The following is a 16,191-nucleotide window of genomic DNA, read 5'->3' on the forward strand; positions in this document are numbered from 1 at the left end:
TCGTCGGGCGGGGGCCGAGGAATCGAATGGGTCGTTATCTGGTCTACCGGCTGTTGAGCGCCGTGCCGGTGCTCGTGGTGGTTTCGCTCGTCTCCTTCCTCATCATCTTCCTGGTGCCAGGCGATCCGGCCGCCGAGATCGCCGGCCCCGGCGCCACCTCGGCCGAGGTCGAGCGCATCCGCCATCAGCTCGGCCTCGATGCGCCCCTCTATGAGCAGGTGGTCGGCTATTACGGCAGGCTCGCCCAAGGCGACCTCGGCCGCTCGATCCTCTTGGGCCGCGGCGTCGGTGCCGCCATGCTGGAGCGGGCGCCGATCACGCTCTCCTTGACCGGGCTGGCGCTCATCATCGCGCTCACCCTCGGCCTCCTCTTGGGCGTGGTCGCCGCGGTGCGCCAGAACAGCTGGATCGACCAATCCTCGATGACCGTGGCGCTCATCGGCCTATCGGTGCCGGACTTCTGGCTCGGCCTCGTTATGATCTACGGCTTCGCCGTGCTCTTGGGCTGGCTACCCACCGGCGGCTATGTCGATACCAGCTTTGCCAGCTGGGCGCGCTCGATGGCGATGCCCGCACTGGCACTCGGCATGACCCAGATGGGGCTCTTGGCCCGCATCACCCGGGCCAGCATGCTGGAAGTGCTGCGCCAGGACTACGTGCGCACCGCGCGGGCCAAGGGTTTGCCGGAATTCGTGGTGATCGCCAAGCACGCGCTCGCCAACTCCATGGTCCCGGTCATTACCGTCATCGGCCTCATCGTCGGCATCCTGCTCGGCGGCTCGGTGGTGATCGAGCTGGTATTCTCGCTTCCCGGCGTGGGGCGCCTCATCATCGGCGCCATCCTCAGGCGTGACTATCCGGTGATCCAGGGCGGGCTCTTGCTCACCGCCAGCATCTTCGTCTTCGTCAACCTCATCGTCGACATCCTCTACGCCTATCTCGACCCGCGGGTGCGGTATGACTGAGGATAAGATGAAGATGGATCGCCGGGTCAAGCCCGGCGATGACACAAAAAGAAAGCTCGTCATGCGCGGGCTTGACCGGGGGTGGACTTTGGGAGGGGGTGAGGATCACCCCCTCCCCGACCCTCCCCCGCGCATCCACGTCTTTCGCTCAGGGCCGACGCCGTGACCGCTTCCGCGCAAATCGCCGAGCCCAGGCGGACCAGCCGACTCATCGAGCGGATGCGGCGCTCGACCTTGCCGCGCCGCCTCCTCCGCCATCGCCTGTTCATGACCGGGGCGGTACTCTTCTCGCTCATCGTGCTGATGGCGCTGTTTGCCGATCTCCTCGCCCCGCACGCGCCCAACCAGAACAATGTGCGCTACCGGCTGGGCGAACCCAACGATTTGTTCTGGCTCGGCACCGACAATTTCGGCCGCGACATCCTGAGCCGGGTCATCCATGGCAGCCGGGTGTCCTTGCGCATCGGCCTCATGGTGGTGATCACCAACGCCGTCTTCGGCACGATGATCGGCGCCTGCGCCGGCTATTTCCGGCTGCTCGACAATCCGGTCATGCGCCTCATGGACGGGCTGATGGCCTTCCCCGCCATCCTGTTGGCGATCGCGCTCGCCGCCGTGCTCGGCCCCTCGGAGGTCAATGCCGCCATCGCGCTCACCGTCGCCTATACGCCGCGCACGGCGCGCATCGTCAGGGCCTCGGTCCTGGTGGTCCGCGAGATGGACTATGTGCAGGCGGCGCTGGCCACCGGCGCCGGCCATATCCGCATTCTCTTCCGCCACATCCTCGCCAACAGCATGGCGCCCTTGATCGTGCAGCTCACCTTCATCTTCGCCGTCTCGGTCCTGGCCGAAGCGGTGTTGAGCTTCATCGGCGTCGGCCCGCCGCCGCCGACACCCACCTGGGGCAACATCATCTCCGAGGGCCGCAACTATATTCGCGAGGCGCCGTGGATCTCCCTGTTCCCGGGCATCGCCATTGCGGTTACCGTGCTGGGCCTCAATCTCCTGGGCGACGGGCTGCGCGACGTCTTGGATCCGCGCATGAAGGTGGAACGATGAGCCTACGTGCAGAACCCTTGCTGTCGGTGCGCGGACTCAGCACCAGCTTCGGCGGGCCGCCGGTGGTCGAGGGTGTGAGCTTCGATCTGGCGGCGGGCGAGGTCTTGGGCATCGTCGGCGAATCCGGCTCGGGCAAGAGCGTCACCGCGTTGTCGATCATGCGCCTCATCTCCCATCCCGGCCGCGTGGTGGCGGGGCGCATCTTCTTTGAGGGCGAGGATCTCTTGGCCAAGAGCGAAGCCGAGATGCGCAAGATCCGCGGCGAGCGCATCTCCATGATCTTCCAAGAGCCGATGACCTCGCTTAACCCGGTCTTCACCGTGGGCGACCAGATCGTCGAGACCCTGCGCTATCACCAGGGCATGGGCCGGAAGGATGCGGCGAAGAAGGCGATCGAGCTCCTGAAGCTGGTGGAGATCCCGACCGCCGAGCGCCGGGTCGACGAGTACCCGCACCAGATGTCGGGCGGCATGCGCCAGCGGGTGATGATCGCCATGGCGCTGGCCTGCCGGCCGAAATTGCTGATTGCGGATGAGCCGACAACGGCACTCGACGTCACCATCCAGGCGCAGATCCTGGACCTGCTGCGCCAGCTGCAGCGCGAGCTCAACATGGCGGTCATCCTGATCACCCATGATCTGGGCGTGGTCGCGGAATTCGTGCAGCGCGTCATCGTCATGTACGCCGCCCGCACGGTGGAGCAGGCCTCGGTTTCGGCGCTGTTCAGCGCCCCGCAGCACCCCTATACCGAGGGATTGCTGGAATCGATCCCGCAGCTGGATCAGGTGGCCGATCGGCTGCAGGCGATCGAGGGCACCATCCCCAGCCTGCAGGACATGCCCACGGGCTGCCGCTTCCACCCGCGCTGCCGGTATGCGCAAGCCCCTTGCGCCGAGCTCGACCCGCCGCTCTTCGAAGTGGCCGAGGGCCGGTTCGCCGCCTGCATCCGGCACACCGGCTACCGCCTCCCCAGCCTGGCGGAGGCCGCCTCGTGACCGCCAGCCAGACTGCTCGCCGGACCGCCCTCCAGGGCCGCCCGACCCTCATGGAGGTCGACAGCCTGGTCAAGCACTTCCCCTTGAAGAAGGGCTTCTTCCTGTCGACCGAGATCGGCGCCGTGCGTGCCGTCGACGGCATCAGCTTCCAGGTCGCCGAAGGCGAGACCTTGGGCCTCGTCGGCGAATCCGGCTGCGGCAAGTCGACGACGGGGCGGCTGCTGCTCCGCCTGATCGAGCCCACATCGGGCGCCATCCGCTTCGGCGGCGAGGATCTGGCCACCTTGCCGCCCAAGGCTCTCCGCCAGCGCCGCCGCCAGATCCAGATCATCTTCCAGGATCCGTACTCCTCCTTGAATCCGCGCATGACGGTGGAGGACATCGTCGGCGAGCCCTTGATCGTGCACGACGTCGGCAGCTCCCGGGAGCGCACCACAAGGGTGGCCGAGCTCCTGTCCGTGGTCGGGCTCGCCCGCGAGCACGCCAACCGCTACCCGCACGAGTTCTCCGGCGGACAGCGCCAGCGGATCGGCATCGCCCGGGCGCTGGCGCTCAATCCGAAATTCATCGTTTGCGACGAGCCGGTTTCTGCGCTCGATGTGTCGATCCAGGCGCAGATCATCAACCTCATGCAGGACCTGCAGCGGGAATTCGAGCTGACCTATCTTTTCATCAGCCACAACCTCGCCGTCGTCCGCCACATCGCCGACCGGGTGGCGGTCATGTATCTCGGCAAGATCGTCGAGATCACCGACAAGCACACGCTCTACGAGGACCCGAAGCATCCCTATACCCAGGCGCTCTTATCCTCGATCCCGATCGCCAAGCCTGAGCAGAAGCGCCAGCGCATCATGCTGACGGGCGACGTGCCGAGCCCGATCAACCCTCCCGCCGGCTGCCGCTTCCACACGCGCTGCCCCTATGCGGAAGCGATCTGCCGGGAGAAGGAGCCGCCGCTCATCGAGGTCGGCGGCGGCCACCGGGTCGCCTGCCACCTGGTGCAGCCGCAGAATGCCTGAGGCAAGGGTGCGGGATTTCACCGCTTGACCCTCCGGGCGTGGCATCATAGGCGGGTCGAACCAACCAAAACCAATGAGGAGACCCCCATGCGCATTGCCGTCGCCGCCGCCCTGCTGCTTGCCGCCGCCTCGCCCGCTTGGGCGCAGAGTGCCAAGATGGACATGGTCACCGGCTCGGGTCAGGTGAAATGGTCACCGGCGCCGCCGAGCTTGCCCAAGGGCGCCATGATCGCCGTCATCTCCGGCGACCCGTCCAAGGACGGCCCCTATGTGCTGCGCCTCAAGATGCCGGCCAACTACAAGGTTCCGGCCCATCACCACCCGACCACCGAGAACGTCACCGTCATCTCCGGCAGCTTCCATGCCGGCATGGGCGACAAGCTCGACATGAAGAAGGCGATGACCTTCGGGCCGGGCGGCTTCGCCTCGATGGCCTCCGGCATGAACCACTATGCCTGGGCGACGAAGGAGACCGTGCTGCAGGTGCATGGCATCGGCCCCTTCGCCATGGTGTACGCCAACCCTGCCGACGATCCCAGCAAGACGCGCTAACGCCCCGCTGCCGCGCGGGCGGAGCCACGGCTTGACTGCGTCCCTGGGTGACAGCATATTGACAGCAAAATGCTGGGGGTCCGCATGTCCACTTTGACCGTCCGCAATCTCGAGCCCGAAGTCGTCGAGCGCCTGAAAGTGCGGGCGCGTGCAAACCATCGATCGCTGGAGGCCGAAGTTCGAGTGATCCTCAGCGAGGCTGCCCCGATCTCGCGGGCCGAGGCGATCGCGGCGCTTAAAACCTTTGGGAAGAGGCTCGGCAAGCGTCGATGGTTCGCCGAAGACTCGACCGCAGTGATCAGAGCGGCCCGCGACGGGCGGCGTGATTAGCGCCGTCATCGACGCGAGCGTCGCCGTCAAGTGGTTCGCGTCGGAATCGGACAGCAGCGCCGCGCGGCGGCTTCTTGACGTCGTCGAACCTTTCGCTCCGGATTGGCTCTTGCTCGAGGTCGCTCACGTTGCGGAGCGCGCCCGACGCAACGGCGTGCTTAGCGCGGAACAATGCCGCGGCGTCGTGGAGATGCTGGAAGCGGCGGTTACCCTCGTGTCGGCGCGCCAGCATGTTGCTGCCGCCCAGGAGCTTGCTGCCGAGCGCGGGCTGTCCGTCTATGACGCCATCTATCTAGCCCTTGCGCTCGACTATCGGCTGCCGCTGATCACCGCCGACATGGAGCTGGCGGCTGCCGGCGGTGTCCATCTCGCTGACTTCGTCCGCCGGCTGTAGCCACGGCTCGCCTAAGTCCGCCCATGACCAAGCTCCGGCGCACATTCAACATCGAGGACCTGCGGCAGGCGGCCAAGAGGCGGCTGCCGCGGGGGATCTTCGAATATGTCGACCGCGGCACCGAGGACGAGACCGGGCTCGAGGAAAACCGCGCTGCCTTCGAGCGCATCCGGTTCAAGCCGCGGGTACTCCTCGACATGTCGACGCGCCGCATGGAGACGACGCTGTTCGGGCGTCAGCAGCGCCTGCCCTTCGTCATCGCGCCGATGAGCCCGACGGGCTTCCTCTGGTACGAGGGCGAGCTCATGCTGGCCCGCGCCGCGGCCGCCGCCGGCATTCCCTACTCCTTCCCCACCTATTCATTCACCGCGATGGAGAAGATCGCCGCGGCAACGCCGGGAAACCTGTGGTTCCAGCTCTATATGTGGCAGGACCAGGAGCATTCCTTGGCGCTCCTCGAGCGTGCCAAGGAGGCGGGCAGCCATGCGCTGATCGTCACGGTGGATACCTCAGTCGGCCCCAACCGCGAATTCAATCAGAGGAACGGTATGACCGAGCCGTTTCGTCCGGCATTGCGGCCGATCCTGGGCATGCTGGCCCATCCGGGGTGGCTCATGCGCGTGCTCCTTCCCTACGTTCTCGCCAAGGGCGCGCCCATGCTGGAGAACCATCCGACGGAGCACCGCTTGGGCGTCTTCCGCAAGCCGCCGAATGACGGCATCAGGATCAGCGCGTCGCTCAATTGGGCCGACATTCGGAAGCTGAAGGAATTCTGGAAAGGCCCGCTGGTCATCAAGGGCATTCTCCGCGCCGACGACGCCAAGCGGGCGATCGATGCCGGCGCCGACGGCGTGGTGGTCTCCAACCACGGGGCGCGCAATCTCGATGGTGCCATCGCCTCCATCGACGCCTTGCCAGAGATCGCCGACGCGGTCCGCGGCCGGCTCACGCTCCTCTTGGACAGCGGCATCCGCCGCGGCAGCGATGTGGCAAAGGCACTGGCGCTCGGCGCGGACGCTGTCCTCATCGGCCGCGCCGCTCTCTGGGGCCTGGCGGTCGCCGGCCAAAAGGGCGTCGAGCACGCGCTGGCGCTGCTTGGCAACGAGCTCGACATTACGATGGCTTTTCTCGGTTGCCGGGAGTTGGCCGAGCTCGGGCCGGATCTGTTGGCGCTGCCGGCGCGCCCAGCGCTTACAAGGTCAATGGAGCCCGTCTAGGATTGAGGGCTACCATGCCCGCCATGATCTTCGCCCAGCCCCCGCCCGCCCGCGATCCGCTGCGCCGCGCCATCGCGGCGCTCTATCGCGCAGATGAGACGCACCTGGTCGAACGCCTGATCGACGCGGCGGCGGTGGCGCCGGCGGTGGCGCGGCGCATCGAGGCCAGGGCCCGGGCACTCGTCGTCGACGTCCGGCGCGGGCGCCAGGGCCAGGGTGGGCTCGATGCGTTCTTGCACGAATACGCGCTCTCCACCCGCGAGGGCGTGGTGCTCATGTGCCTGGCCGAGGCGTTGCTGCGCATCCCCGATGCCGAAACCGCCGACCGGCTGATCCGCGACAAGATCGGCGAGGCCGACTGGCAGGCGCATCTCGGCCGCTCCGACTCGCTCTTCGTCAACGCCTCCACCTGGGCCTTGATGCTGACCGGACGGGTGATGGCGCTGGGTGCGGAGGAGGATGATTGGCCGGGCGTGCTCGGCCGGCTCGTCCGCCGCTCGGGCGAGCCGGTCATCCGCAACGGCTTGACCCAGGCGATGCGCATCCTGGGCCGCCAATTCGTCATGGGCCGCTCCATCGAGGAGGCCCTCGAGCGCGCCCGCGAGCCCGAGCGCCAGGGCTATCGCCATTCCTACGACATGCTGGGCGAGGCGGCGCGCACGCAAGCGGATGCCGAGCGCTATCGCCTCTCCTATGAGGCCGCGATCGGCGCCATCGGCAAGGCCTCATCGGGAAGCGGCCCCATCGCCGGGCCCGGCATCTCGGTCAAGCTCTCGGCGCTCCATCCGCGCTACGAGCTGGCGCAGATGGATCGGGTCATGGCCGAGCTGGTGCCGGTGGTGAAGAGCCTGGCGCTCCAGGCCAAGGGGCTCGATATCGGCTTCACCGTGGACGCGGAGGAATCGGACCGGCTCGAACCCTCCTTGGACGTGATCGAGGCGCTGGCATTGGATCCCGAGCTCGCCCAATGGTCCGGCCTCGGGCTTGCCGTGCAGGCCTATCAGAAGCGCGCGATCCCCGTCATCGACTGGCTGGCCGACCTCGCGGAGCGGAGCCGGCGCCGGCTCATGGTCAGGCTGGTCAAGGGCGCCTATTGGGACACCGAGATCAAGCGCGCCCAGGAACGCGGGCTAGCGGGATATCCCGTCTTCACCCGCAAGCTCGCGACCGACGTCTCCTATCTGGCGGCCTCCCGCCGCCTCCTGGCCCGGCCGGATCGCTTCTATCCGCAATTCGCCACCCACAACGCCCATACCCTGGCCGCGATCCTGGAATTCGCCGGCAACGATCGCGACTTCGAGTTCCAGCGCCTGCACGGCATGGGCGAGGCGCTCTATCGGCAGATCGTCAACGCCGATGCCGGCGGCATTCCAGCCCGCGTCTATGCGCCGGTGGGTGGGCACGAGGATCTCTTGGCCTATCTCGTGCGCCGCCTCTTGGAGAACGGCGCCAACACCTCCTTCGTCAACCGCATCGTCGATGAAAGGCTGCCGATCGATGTGGTGGTGGCCGATCCGGTGCAAGCGCTCAGGGGCATGACGCCGAAGCCGCATCCGCGCATCCCGCTCCCGGCCGACCTCTTCCGCCCGGAGCGGGTGAATTCGCTCGGCATCGATCTCGGCGATGAAACCCAGCTCGCTCCCCTTGCCGCCGCCATGGACGAAGCAGCAGGGCGCGGCTGGAAGGCCGCACCCATCGTCGCCGGGCGGGAGCGCTCCGGCAGCGGCAAGATCGTGCGCGATCCGAGCGACCACCGGCGCGAGATCGGCCGGGTGGTGGAGGCGTCGGCCGCCGACCTCGAAGCGGCCCTCGCCGCCGCCTCGGCATCGTCGGCAGCATGGGATGCGACGCCGGCGGAGCGCCGCGCCCAGATCCTGGAGCGCAGCGCCCTCCTTTACGAAGAGAAAATGCCGGAGCTGATGGCGCTCGCCATTCGCGAAGCCGGCAAGACCCTGCCCGATGCCTTGGCCGAGGTTCGCGAAGCCGTCGATTTCTGCCGCTACTATGCGGCGCGCGCGCGGGCCGACTTCGCCTATCCGTTCGAGCTGCCGGGACCCACGGGAGAGCGCAATAGCCTCGAGCTGCATGGCCGCGGGGTCTTTGCCTGCATCAGCCCGTGGAACTTTCCCTTGGCGATCTTCACCGGCCAGGTGGCCGCCGCACTCGCCTCTGGCAACGCCGTCATCGCCAAGCCGGCCGAGCAGACCCCACTCATCGCCGCCGAGGCCGTGCGTCTCCTGCATGCCGCCGGCGTTCCCGCCGAGGTTCTGCATCTCTTGCCCGGCGACGGTGCTGCGGTGGGGGCGCCGCTGGTCGCCGATCCGCGCATCGCCGGCGTCGCCTTCACCGGCTCGACCGAGACCGCCCGCACCATCAACCAGTCGCTGGCCGCCCGTTCCGGCCCGATCGCCCCGCTCATCGCCGAGACTGGCGGGCAGAACGCGATGATCGTCGACTCCTCGGCCCTGCCTGAACAGGTGGTGATGGACGTCGTCGCCTCGGCCTTCCAAAGCGCCGGGCAGCGCTGCTCGGCCTTGCGCATCCTCTGCCTCCAGGAAGACGTGGCGGACCGGATCACCGCCATGCTGAAGGGCGCCATCGACGAGCTCCGGCTCGGCGATCCCGGCCTCATCGGAACCGATGTCGGCCCGGTCATCGACCAGGAAGCCCTGGACACGCTGGAGGCGCACGCCAGGCGCATGGCCCACGAGGGCAAGCTCATCGCCAGGGCCAAGCTCGGCCCCGAGGCCGCCCATGGCACCTTCATGGCGCCCTTGGCCGTCGAGATCGACCGCATCGACCGCTTGACTGGCGAGGTCTTCGGACCCGTCCTGCATGTGCTCCGCTACGAAGAGGATCGCCTGGAGGCGGTCCTGGACGAGATCCGGAAGACCGGCTTCGCGCTCACGCTTGGCATCCACAGCCGCATCGACGAGACCGTGCGGCGGGTGACCAGCCGGCTCGGCGTCGGCAACACCTATGTCAACCGCAACATGATCGGCGCCGTCGTCGGCGTGCAGCCCTTCGGCGGCGAGCGTCTGTCGGGCACCGGCCCCAAAGCCGGCGGCCCCTTCTATCTCCACCGGTTCGCGGTCGAGCGCACCGTCAGCATCGACACCACGGCGGCCGGCGGCAATGCCAGCCTGTTGTCGCTGACAGAGTGACTAGAGAATGACTAGAGTCTATTCCGCCCGGACATGATCACCCTCATCCTTAGGAAGAGGGAGCAGGATGTAAGCGCTCTTCCCTTGTATTCCCTCTCCCATGGGGAGAGGGCTAGGGTGAGGGGAAGCGCCAGCCGAGACGTTCGGCACCATCGCGAACGCGGCATCTCTTCCCCTCACCCCAACCCTCTCCCCATAGGAGAGGGCGAAGAGGCGATCCTCGCTTCCAATTGACCAAAACGCATCCTAACTTGCTGTAACGCACGTGTCACAGACCGTCGCTATGGTCGGCCACGATCATTCCATCCCAGCGGAGGTAAGGCCCATGTCGGCACGCCGTCTCCTGAGGCTCATCGCGCTAGCACCGCTCACCCTGCCGCTCGCCGCCCTGCCAAGCGCCGCCGCCGGCATCGATGACGTCAAGCACCTCATCGTCATCTATGGCGAGAACCGCAGCTTCGACAATCTCTACGGCCTCTTCCCCGGCGCCGACGGCATCGCCAATTCGGAAAGGACCCAGACCCAGGTCGACAAGGAGGGCAAGGTCTACGAGGCCTTACCGCAGCCGATCAACACCGGCCTGAAGCCGCCCGGGCCGGACCCGCGCTTCCCCGCGAACCTGCCCAACAAGCCCTTCGACATCGGCAAATACGTGCCGATCGGCGAGAAGACCGGCGATCTCGTGCATCGCTATTGGCACGAGATGGAGCAGATCGACGGCGGCAAGATGGACAAGTTCGTCGCCTGGTCGGATGCCGCCGGACTCGCCATGGGCTATTACGACGGCAGCTCCATGGCGCTGTGGAAGGTGGCGCAGAAATATACGCTGGCCGACCACTTCTTCCATGGCGCCTTCGGCGGCTCGTTCCTGAACCACGTGTTCCTGGTCTGCGCCTGCGCGCCCCGCTACGAGGGCGCGCCGGAAGCCCTGGTGGCCAAGCTCGACGCCAATGGCCGTCTGCAGCCCGGCCCCGATGTGGTGACGCCTGACGGCTTTGCCGTCAACACCATGCAGACGGTCTACCAGCCGCACGCGGCCTCGATCACCGACACGGCGCGGTTGTTGCCGCCGCAGACCGCCCCCACCATCGGCGACCGCTTGAGCGCCAAAGGCGTGGACTGGGCCTGGTATTCCGGCGGCTGGGACGACGCGCTCGCCGGCAAGCCCGACCCGCTGTTCCAGTTCCATCATCAGGCTTTCGCCTTCTTCAAGAACTATGGCGACGGCACCGAAGCGAAGGCGAAGCACCTCAAGGACTACAAGGATTTCGACAAGGCGCTCGCCGACGGCACGCTGCCGCCGGTCGCCTTCTACAAGCCCATCGGCGGCTTGAACCAGCATCCGGGCTATACCGACGTCATGTCCGGCGACAAGCACATCGCCGAGGTGATCCAAAAGATCGAGCAGAGCTCGATCTGGAAGGACACCCTGGTGATCGTGACCTATGACGAGCATGGCGGCTATTGGGACCACGTGGCCCCGCCCAAGGCGGACAAATGGGGGCCCGGAAGCCGGGTGCCGACGCTCATCATCGGCCCGATGGTGAAGAAAGGCTTCGTCGACCATAGCGTCTACGAGACCACCTCGATCCTCACCTTCATCGAGAAGAAGCATGGGCTCGAGCCGCTCGCCACCCGCGACCGCGACGCGCCCAACCTGACCGGCTTCTTCGAGTAGCAACCGGACATTTCGCATCCCGGCCCTCCCCCGCATCAGCGGGGGAGGATAAACGGCGCCGTAAGGTTGAAGCGCTGGCCTCGATTGCCGGCTGCGCTACACTCCGGGACGGAGGTGGCGCCATGTCTCGCTTGCTCGCCTTGGTTTTCTTGCTGGCCGCATCGCGGTTTGCCGGCTGGGCGCCAGCCGTCCAGGCCGAGGAGCCGCCCGTCGACCTGGCGATCGTGCTGGCGGTGGATTCCTCCGGCAGCATCAACACCGAACGCTATTTCATGCAGCTCCGCGGCTATGCGGGTGCCCTCACCTCGCCGGAGATTCTGAACGAGATTCTGAGCGGGCGGCATCACCGCATTGCAGTTACCTATTTCGAATGGGCGGATGCCAAGCGGGTCGCCCGTGTCGTGCCCTGGACCGTGATCGACGGCAAGGAGTCGGCGGCCAAGGTGGCAGACCTGCTCGCGGCCCATCGCCGCCAGCTCGTCGGCGATACCTGCATCGGTTGCGCCATCGAGGAGGCGATGAAGCTGTTCGCCGAGCTGCCCTACAAGCCCGACCGCAAGGTCCTGGACATTTCCGGCGACGGCGAGAGCAATGCCGGCCCGCCGGTCGGAGAGCCGCGCGCCTTGGCCTTGAGCCAGGACATCACCATTAACGGGCTGCCGATCGTGACCGCCTATGAGCCCAATCTCGCCCACTACTACCAGAGCGAGGTGATTGGCGGCCCCGGCGCTTTCGTCATCGCGGCACGCGGCTTCGATGACTTCACCCGCGCGATCGGCGCCAAGCTCCTGCGCGAGATCGCCGATCGCGGCACGGCCCCCTCGCAACTGGCCGAGATCCGCCGCGGACCGAAGTGATTCACCACGGAGGCACGGAGAAGGGCGAATTCTCGCGCGCTACGCGCGCAGACGGTCTTCTCATCTCCGTGTCCTCCGTGTCTCTGTGGTGACTCTCATCGTGGAGCGTCGGGGCACGCCCGGCCATGACGAATTGGGAGAGGGCGCTTCAGCCCCGCCCTTTGGCCATCCGCTCGAGCTCGGTTGCGGCCGTCTCCAGGTTGCGCAAGGTGCGCTCCATCTCGGCGCGTTCCCTCGGATCGACCCGGTGGCTGTCGAGGGCGTAGCGCACGCCGGCGGCGCGCTCGCGGAAGCGCTGGGCCTTGGCGAGGAACTGCTCGCTGCTGAGCAGCTCCCGCTCGTCGCCGCGTTTCCTTGGCCGTCGCATCATGGTTGTAGAGTATAAAACGGCCCGGGAGGAAAAGCTCCGAAATGTCCGTTCTCGACCTCGACCGATTCGCGGCCGCCCCGCTCGCCCGCGAGCCCTATGACTTCGTCGTGCTGACCGATTTCATCAAGAAGGCGGCGCAGCCGGCGATCGCCGCCGATTTCCCCGATATTGCCCAGGGCGGCAGCTTTCCCTTGAGCGTGCTCGACTATGGACCCGCCTTCGCCAACCTCGTGGACGAGCTCCAGGGACCGGCGATGCGCCGCACCTTCGCCGGCAAATTCGGCATCGACCTCGAGGCGCGGCCGGTCACCATCACCGCGCGCGGCCACACCCGCGAAAAGGACGGCCAGATCCACGCCGACAGCAAGACGAAGCTCATCACCGTGCTCATCTACATGAACCCTGAATGGTCCGCCGGCGATAGCGCCGGGCAGCTTCGCCTCCTGCGCTCGCCCGAGTCCCTGGATGACGCCGCCGTCGAGATCCCCCCGGCGATGGGAACCCTCGTCGCCTTCCGCTGCGCCGCCAATGCTTGGCACGGCCATCATCCTTTTGTGGGGGCCCGTCGCGCCATTCAATTGAACTGGGTGACCGACAAGGGCGTGGTCAGGCGCGAAGAGTTCCGTCACCGCCTCTCCGCCTTGGCGAAGCGGCTGACGTCGTGGCGGCGAGCAGGCCGATGAACGACACCGTCACCAAGACCAGCGCCGGCGTCGCCGCAATCCGGCTGCTCGAAGCCTATGGCGTCGACCTCGTCTTCGGCATTCCGGGCGTGCACACCCTCGAGCTCTATCGTGGGCTGGCCAACAGCCGCATCCGCCACGTGACCCCGCGCCACGAGCAGGGCGGCGGCTTCATGGCCGACGGCTATGCGCGGGTCTCCGGCCGTCCCGGCGTATGCATCCTCACCACCGGCCCCGGCGTCACCAACGCCGCCACCCCGATCGCGCAGGCCTATTCCGACAGCATGCCGATGCTGATCATCTCCTCGGTCAACGCCAGGGCCGATCTCGGCATGGGGCGCGGCCGCCTGCACGAGATCACCAACCAGCAGGCCGCCATCGCGCCCTTGGTCGCCTTCAGCCAGACCATCCTCGAGCCCGCGCAATTGCCGGACGCGATGGCGCGCGCCTTCGCCGTGTTCCAGGGCCAGCGCCCGCGCCCGGTGCATATCGAGATCCCGATCGACGTGCTCGAGCTCCCCGCGGAATTCCCGATCGCCGCCAGACGGGCGTTCGGGCATCCCGCACCCACGGCGGACGCGATCGCGGCGGCAGCGGCGATTCTGGCGCAGGCGAAGAAGCCGGTGATGATCGTCGGCGGCGGCGCCGTCAACGCGACCGCCGAGGTGGCGGCGATGGCGGAGCGGCTCGCAGCACCGGTGATCGCGACCAAGGCCGGCAAGGGCACGCTCGCCGATACCCATCCCCTGGCGCTCGGCGGCAACCTCATCTCCAAGCCGGCGCAGGAGCTGCTGGGTTCGGCCGATGTGGTGCTGGCGGTCGGCACCGAGCTTGCCGAGACCGACCACTACACCGCCGGCTTGCCCATACGCGGCCGGCTCATCCGCATCGATGTCGACGCCAAGGTGCTGACCCGCGACTATCCGGCCGAGGTGGCGATCCTCGCCGATGCGAAGCTGGGCTTGGCCGCTCTCCTCGCCGCGCTCGGCAGCGATGCCGTCGCCGCCCTCAGGGGGAATTCAGCGAAGGCCGAAGTCGCCCGCATCCGCGAGCGCATTCTCGCCGCGGCACCGCCCTTGCGCCTGAAGCACTTCAAGGTGCTGGATGCGCTGCGCCGGGCCATGCCGGAAACCGGCGTCGTGTTCAGCGACATGACCCAGATCGCCTATACCGGCAACACCTACTACCCCTGCCCCCGGCCCCGCTCCTGGTTCCACCCCAATGGCTACGGTACCTTGGGCTTCGCGCTGCCCGCCGCGATCGGCGCCAAGCTCGCCCGGCCCGACCGGCCGACCGCCGTGCTGGTCGGCGATGGCGGGCTCCTGTTCACGGTGCAGGAGCTGGCAACCGCGGTCGAAGAGTCGCTGCCGCTCGCCGTGGTCATGTGGAACAACGACGGCTACGGCCAGATCCGCGACGGACTCGTTGCCCGCGGCGTGCCGGAGATCGGCGTCAATCTGCGCAACCCCGACCATCTGGCCCTCGCCCGCGCCTTCGGCTGCAGGGCGGTCCGGCCCGAGAGCCTGGAGGCGTTCACCGATTCCGTGCGCGAGGCACTCACCCATGAGGTGCCCACCTTGATCGAGGTGCATGAGCAGGCGGGATACCTCGATTAGCGCCGAGGCGCCCAGGCTTGGCCGGGATGCCTGGCCGGTTCCGCCGGCGCGCGCCTGGGCGGCGTGGTCGGTGGGCGGGTTCTTCTTCTTCTACGCCTTCGTGCTCCGGGTCTCGCCCAGCGTCATGGTCGAGGAGCTGATGCGGGACTTCGCCGTCGGCGGCGCCCTCCTCGGCAATCTCTCCGCCTTCTATTTCTATGCCTATGCCGGCCTGCAGATGCCCTTGGGCGTGCTGATGGACCGTCTCGGCCCGCGCCGGCTGATGGCGGGTGCCGCCGTGCTGGCCGCCGGCGGCACCCTCCTCTTCGCGCTGGCCGACAGCATCACCGGGGCCTATCTCGGCCGCTTGCTCATCGGCGCCGGCTCGGCCTGCAGCTGGGTCGGGGCCTTGACCTTGGCGACGCTCATGTTTCCGCCGGCGCGCTTCGCGCTCCTGGGCGGCCTGACGCAAACCGCAGGCACGGTCGGGGCCATCTTCGGCCAGGCGCCTCTCGGCGCCGCGGTCGATGCCTTCGGCTGGCGCGGCGCCATGACGGCGACCGCGCTCATCGGCCTTATCCTGGCGATCCTCTTTTGGACCGTGGTCGAGGAACGGCCGCGCCACGCCGCCACGCCGTCGGCCTTTCTGGGCGGCTTCCGGCGCGCCGCCATGAACCGCGAGACCTGGCTCTGCGCCATCTGCGGGCTCGCCTTCACCGCGCCGATCCTGGCCTTCGCCGGGCTGTGGGGCGTGCCCTATCTGGCCGCCGCCTATGGCATGGCGCGGCCGGAGGCAGCCGCCGTCCTGTCTTTCTGCTTCGTCGGGCTCGGCATCGGCGCGCCGATCCTGGGCTGGCTCTCCGATCACCTCGGCCGCCGCAAGGCCCCGCTCATCGCCGCGGGCGCGCTCTCCACGGCGTCCCTGGCCCTGATCCTCTACCTGCCGAGCCTGCCGATCTGGCTCATCTGCGTGCTGCTCTGCTTGAACGGCGCCGGCACCTCGGCCCTGGTCTTGACCTTCGCCGCCGCGCGCGAGCACAACCCGCCCGGCGTCAGCGGTGCCGCCTACGGCATCGTCAACACCGCGGTGATCGGCTCCGGTGCAGTGTTCCAGCCCCTGGTCGGCCTGCTGCTCGACCTGCAATGGCAGGGCGAGATGCTGGCCGGCGCCCGGGTGTTCACGCCCGAGTCGTATCGGCTCGCCTTCGCCTCGCTCTTGGCCGCCTGCGTCCTCGGCCTCGTTGCCGGCAGCCTCATGAGCGAAACCCACGGGCGGCAGCGGGGCTAAAAACTGCGGTTGCGCGACGTCCCGA

General features: G+C 67.6%; 15 protein-coding genes. 14 read left to right on the forward strand and 1 reads right to left on the reverse strand.

Features of this window, described 5'->3' with window-relative positions:
- Nucleotides 1-26 precede the first annotated feature (26 nt).
- From HY058_12125 to HY058_12175, 11 genes are all read left to right on the forward strand, one after another.
- The gene (locus HY058_12125) at nt 27-965 is read left to right on the forward strand and encodes an ABC transporter permease (GenBank protein ID MBI3498043.1); all 939 of its coding nucleotides are present in this window, start codon (nt 27-29) and stop codon (nt 963-965) included.
- A 219-nt stretch (nt 966-1,184) separates the two neighbouring features.
- A complete protein-coding gene (locus HY058_12130; protein ID MBI3498044.1) occupies nt 1,185-2,024 on the forward strand; it encodes an ABC transporter permease in 840 nt (279 codons plus the stop codon).
- Nucleotides 2,021-3,019, forward strand: a complete 999-nt coding sequence (locus HY058_12135; protein MBI3498045.1) for an ABC transporter ATP-binding protein — start codon at nt 2,021-2,023, stop codon at nt 3,017-3,019. The genes HY058_12130 and HY058_12135 overlap by 4 nt, the downstream gene beginning before the upstream one ends.
- Before the next feature lie 50 nt (nt 3,020-3,069).
- Complete coding sequence (locus HY058_12140; GenBank protein MBI3498046.1) at nt 3,070-4,038, forward strand: dipeptide ABC transporter ATP-binding protein; 969 nt, start codon at nt 3,070-3,072, stop codon at nt 4,036-4,038.
- Between the two features lie 87 nt (nt 4,039-4,125).
- A complete protein-coding gene (locus HY058_12145) occupies nt 4,126-4,590 on the forward strand; it encodes a cupin domain-containing protein (protein MBI3498047.1) in 465 nt (154 codons plus the stop codon).
- Between the two features lie 84 nt (nt 4,591-4,674).
- Complete coding sequence (locus HY058_12150) at nt 4,675-4,920, forward strand: Arc family DNA-binding protein (GenBank protein MBI3498048.1); 246 nt, start codon at nt 4,675-4,677, stop codon at nt 4,918-4,920.
- On the forward strand, nt 4,913-5,314 hold the full coding sequence (locus HY058_12155; protein MBI3498049.1) for a type II toxin-antitoxin system VapC family toxin: 402 nt from the start codon (nt 4,913-4,915) through the stop codon (nt 5,312-5,314). Before HY058_12150 ends, HY058_12155 begins: the two co-directional genes overlap by 8 nt.
- A gap of 23 nt (nt 5,315-5,337) precedes the next feature.
- A complete protein-coding gene (locus HY058_12160; protein MBI3498050.1) occupies nt 5,338-6,531 on the forward strand; it encodes an alpha-hydroxy-acid oxidizing protein in 1,194 nt (397 codons plus the stop codon).
- 23 nt (nt 6,532-6,554) lie between these two features.
- On the forward strand, nt 6,555-9,695 hold the full coding sequence (gene putA / locus HY058_12165; protein ID MBI3498051.1) for a bifunctional proline dehydrogenase/L-glutamate gamma-semialdehyde dehydrogenase PutA: 3,141 nt from the start codon (nt 6,555-6,557) through the stop codon (nt 9,693-9,695).
- A gap of 325 nt (nt 9,696-10,020) precedes the next feature.
- Nucleotides 10,021-11,373 carry an acid phosphatase gene (gene acpA, locus HY058_12170; protein ID MBI3498052.1) on the forward strand — a complete coding sequence of 451 codons (1,353 nt, stop codon included), beginning with the start codon at nt 10,021-10,023 and terminating at the stop codon, nt 11,371-11,373.
- A gap of 122 nt (nt 11,374-11,495) precedes the next feature.
- Nucleotides 11,496-12,230, forward strand: coding sequence for a DUF1194 domain-containing protein (locus tag HY058_12175; GenBank protein ID MBI3498053.1), 735 nt, complete (start codon nt 11,496-11,498; stop codon nt 12,228-12,230).
- A gap of 148 nt (nt 12,231-12,378) precedes the next feature.
- On the opposite strand, the gene HY058_12180 is transcribed toward HY058_12175, so the two are convergent.
- Entirely contained in the window at nt 12,379-12,600 is a 222-nt protein-coding gene (locus tag HY058_12180) for a hypothetical protein (GenBank protein MBI3498054.1), read from the reverse strand.
- 41 nt (nt 12,601-12,641) lie between these two features.
- On the opposite strand from HY058_12180, the gene HY058_12185 reads away from it, so the two are divergent.
- Genes HY058_12185 through HY058_12195 form a run of 3 tightly spaced genes read left to right on the forward strand, consistent with a single transcriptional unit; the run spans nt 12,642 to nt 16,166 of the window.
- A complete protein-coding gene (locus HY058_12185) occupies nt 12,642-13,283 on the forward strand; it encodes a 2OG-Fe(II) oxygenase (protein MBI3498055.1) in 642 nt (213 codons plus the stop codon).
- Nucleotides 13,280-14,899, forward strand: a complete 1,620-nt coding sequence (locus HY058_12190; GenBank protein MBI3498056.1) for a 5-guanidino-2-oxopentanoate decarboxylase — start codon at nt 13,280-13,282, stop codon at nt 14,897-14,899. Before HY058_12185 ends, HY058_12190 begins: the two co-directional genes overlap by 4 nt.
- A complete protein-coding gene (locus HY058_12195; GenBank protein MBI3498057.1) occupies nt 14,874-16,166 on the forward strand; it encodes an MFS transporter in 1,293 nt (430 codons plus the stop codon). Before HY058_12190 ends, HY058_12195 begins: the two co-directional genes overlap by 26 nt.
- Nucleotides 16,167-16,191: the final 25 nt, after the last annotated feature.

It is taken from the genome of Pseudomonadota bacterium (assembly GCA_016195085.1).
Taxonomy (GTDB): Bacteria; Pseudomonadota; Alphaproteobacteria; order SHVZ01; family SHVZ01; genus JACQAG01.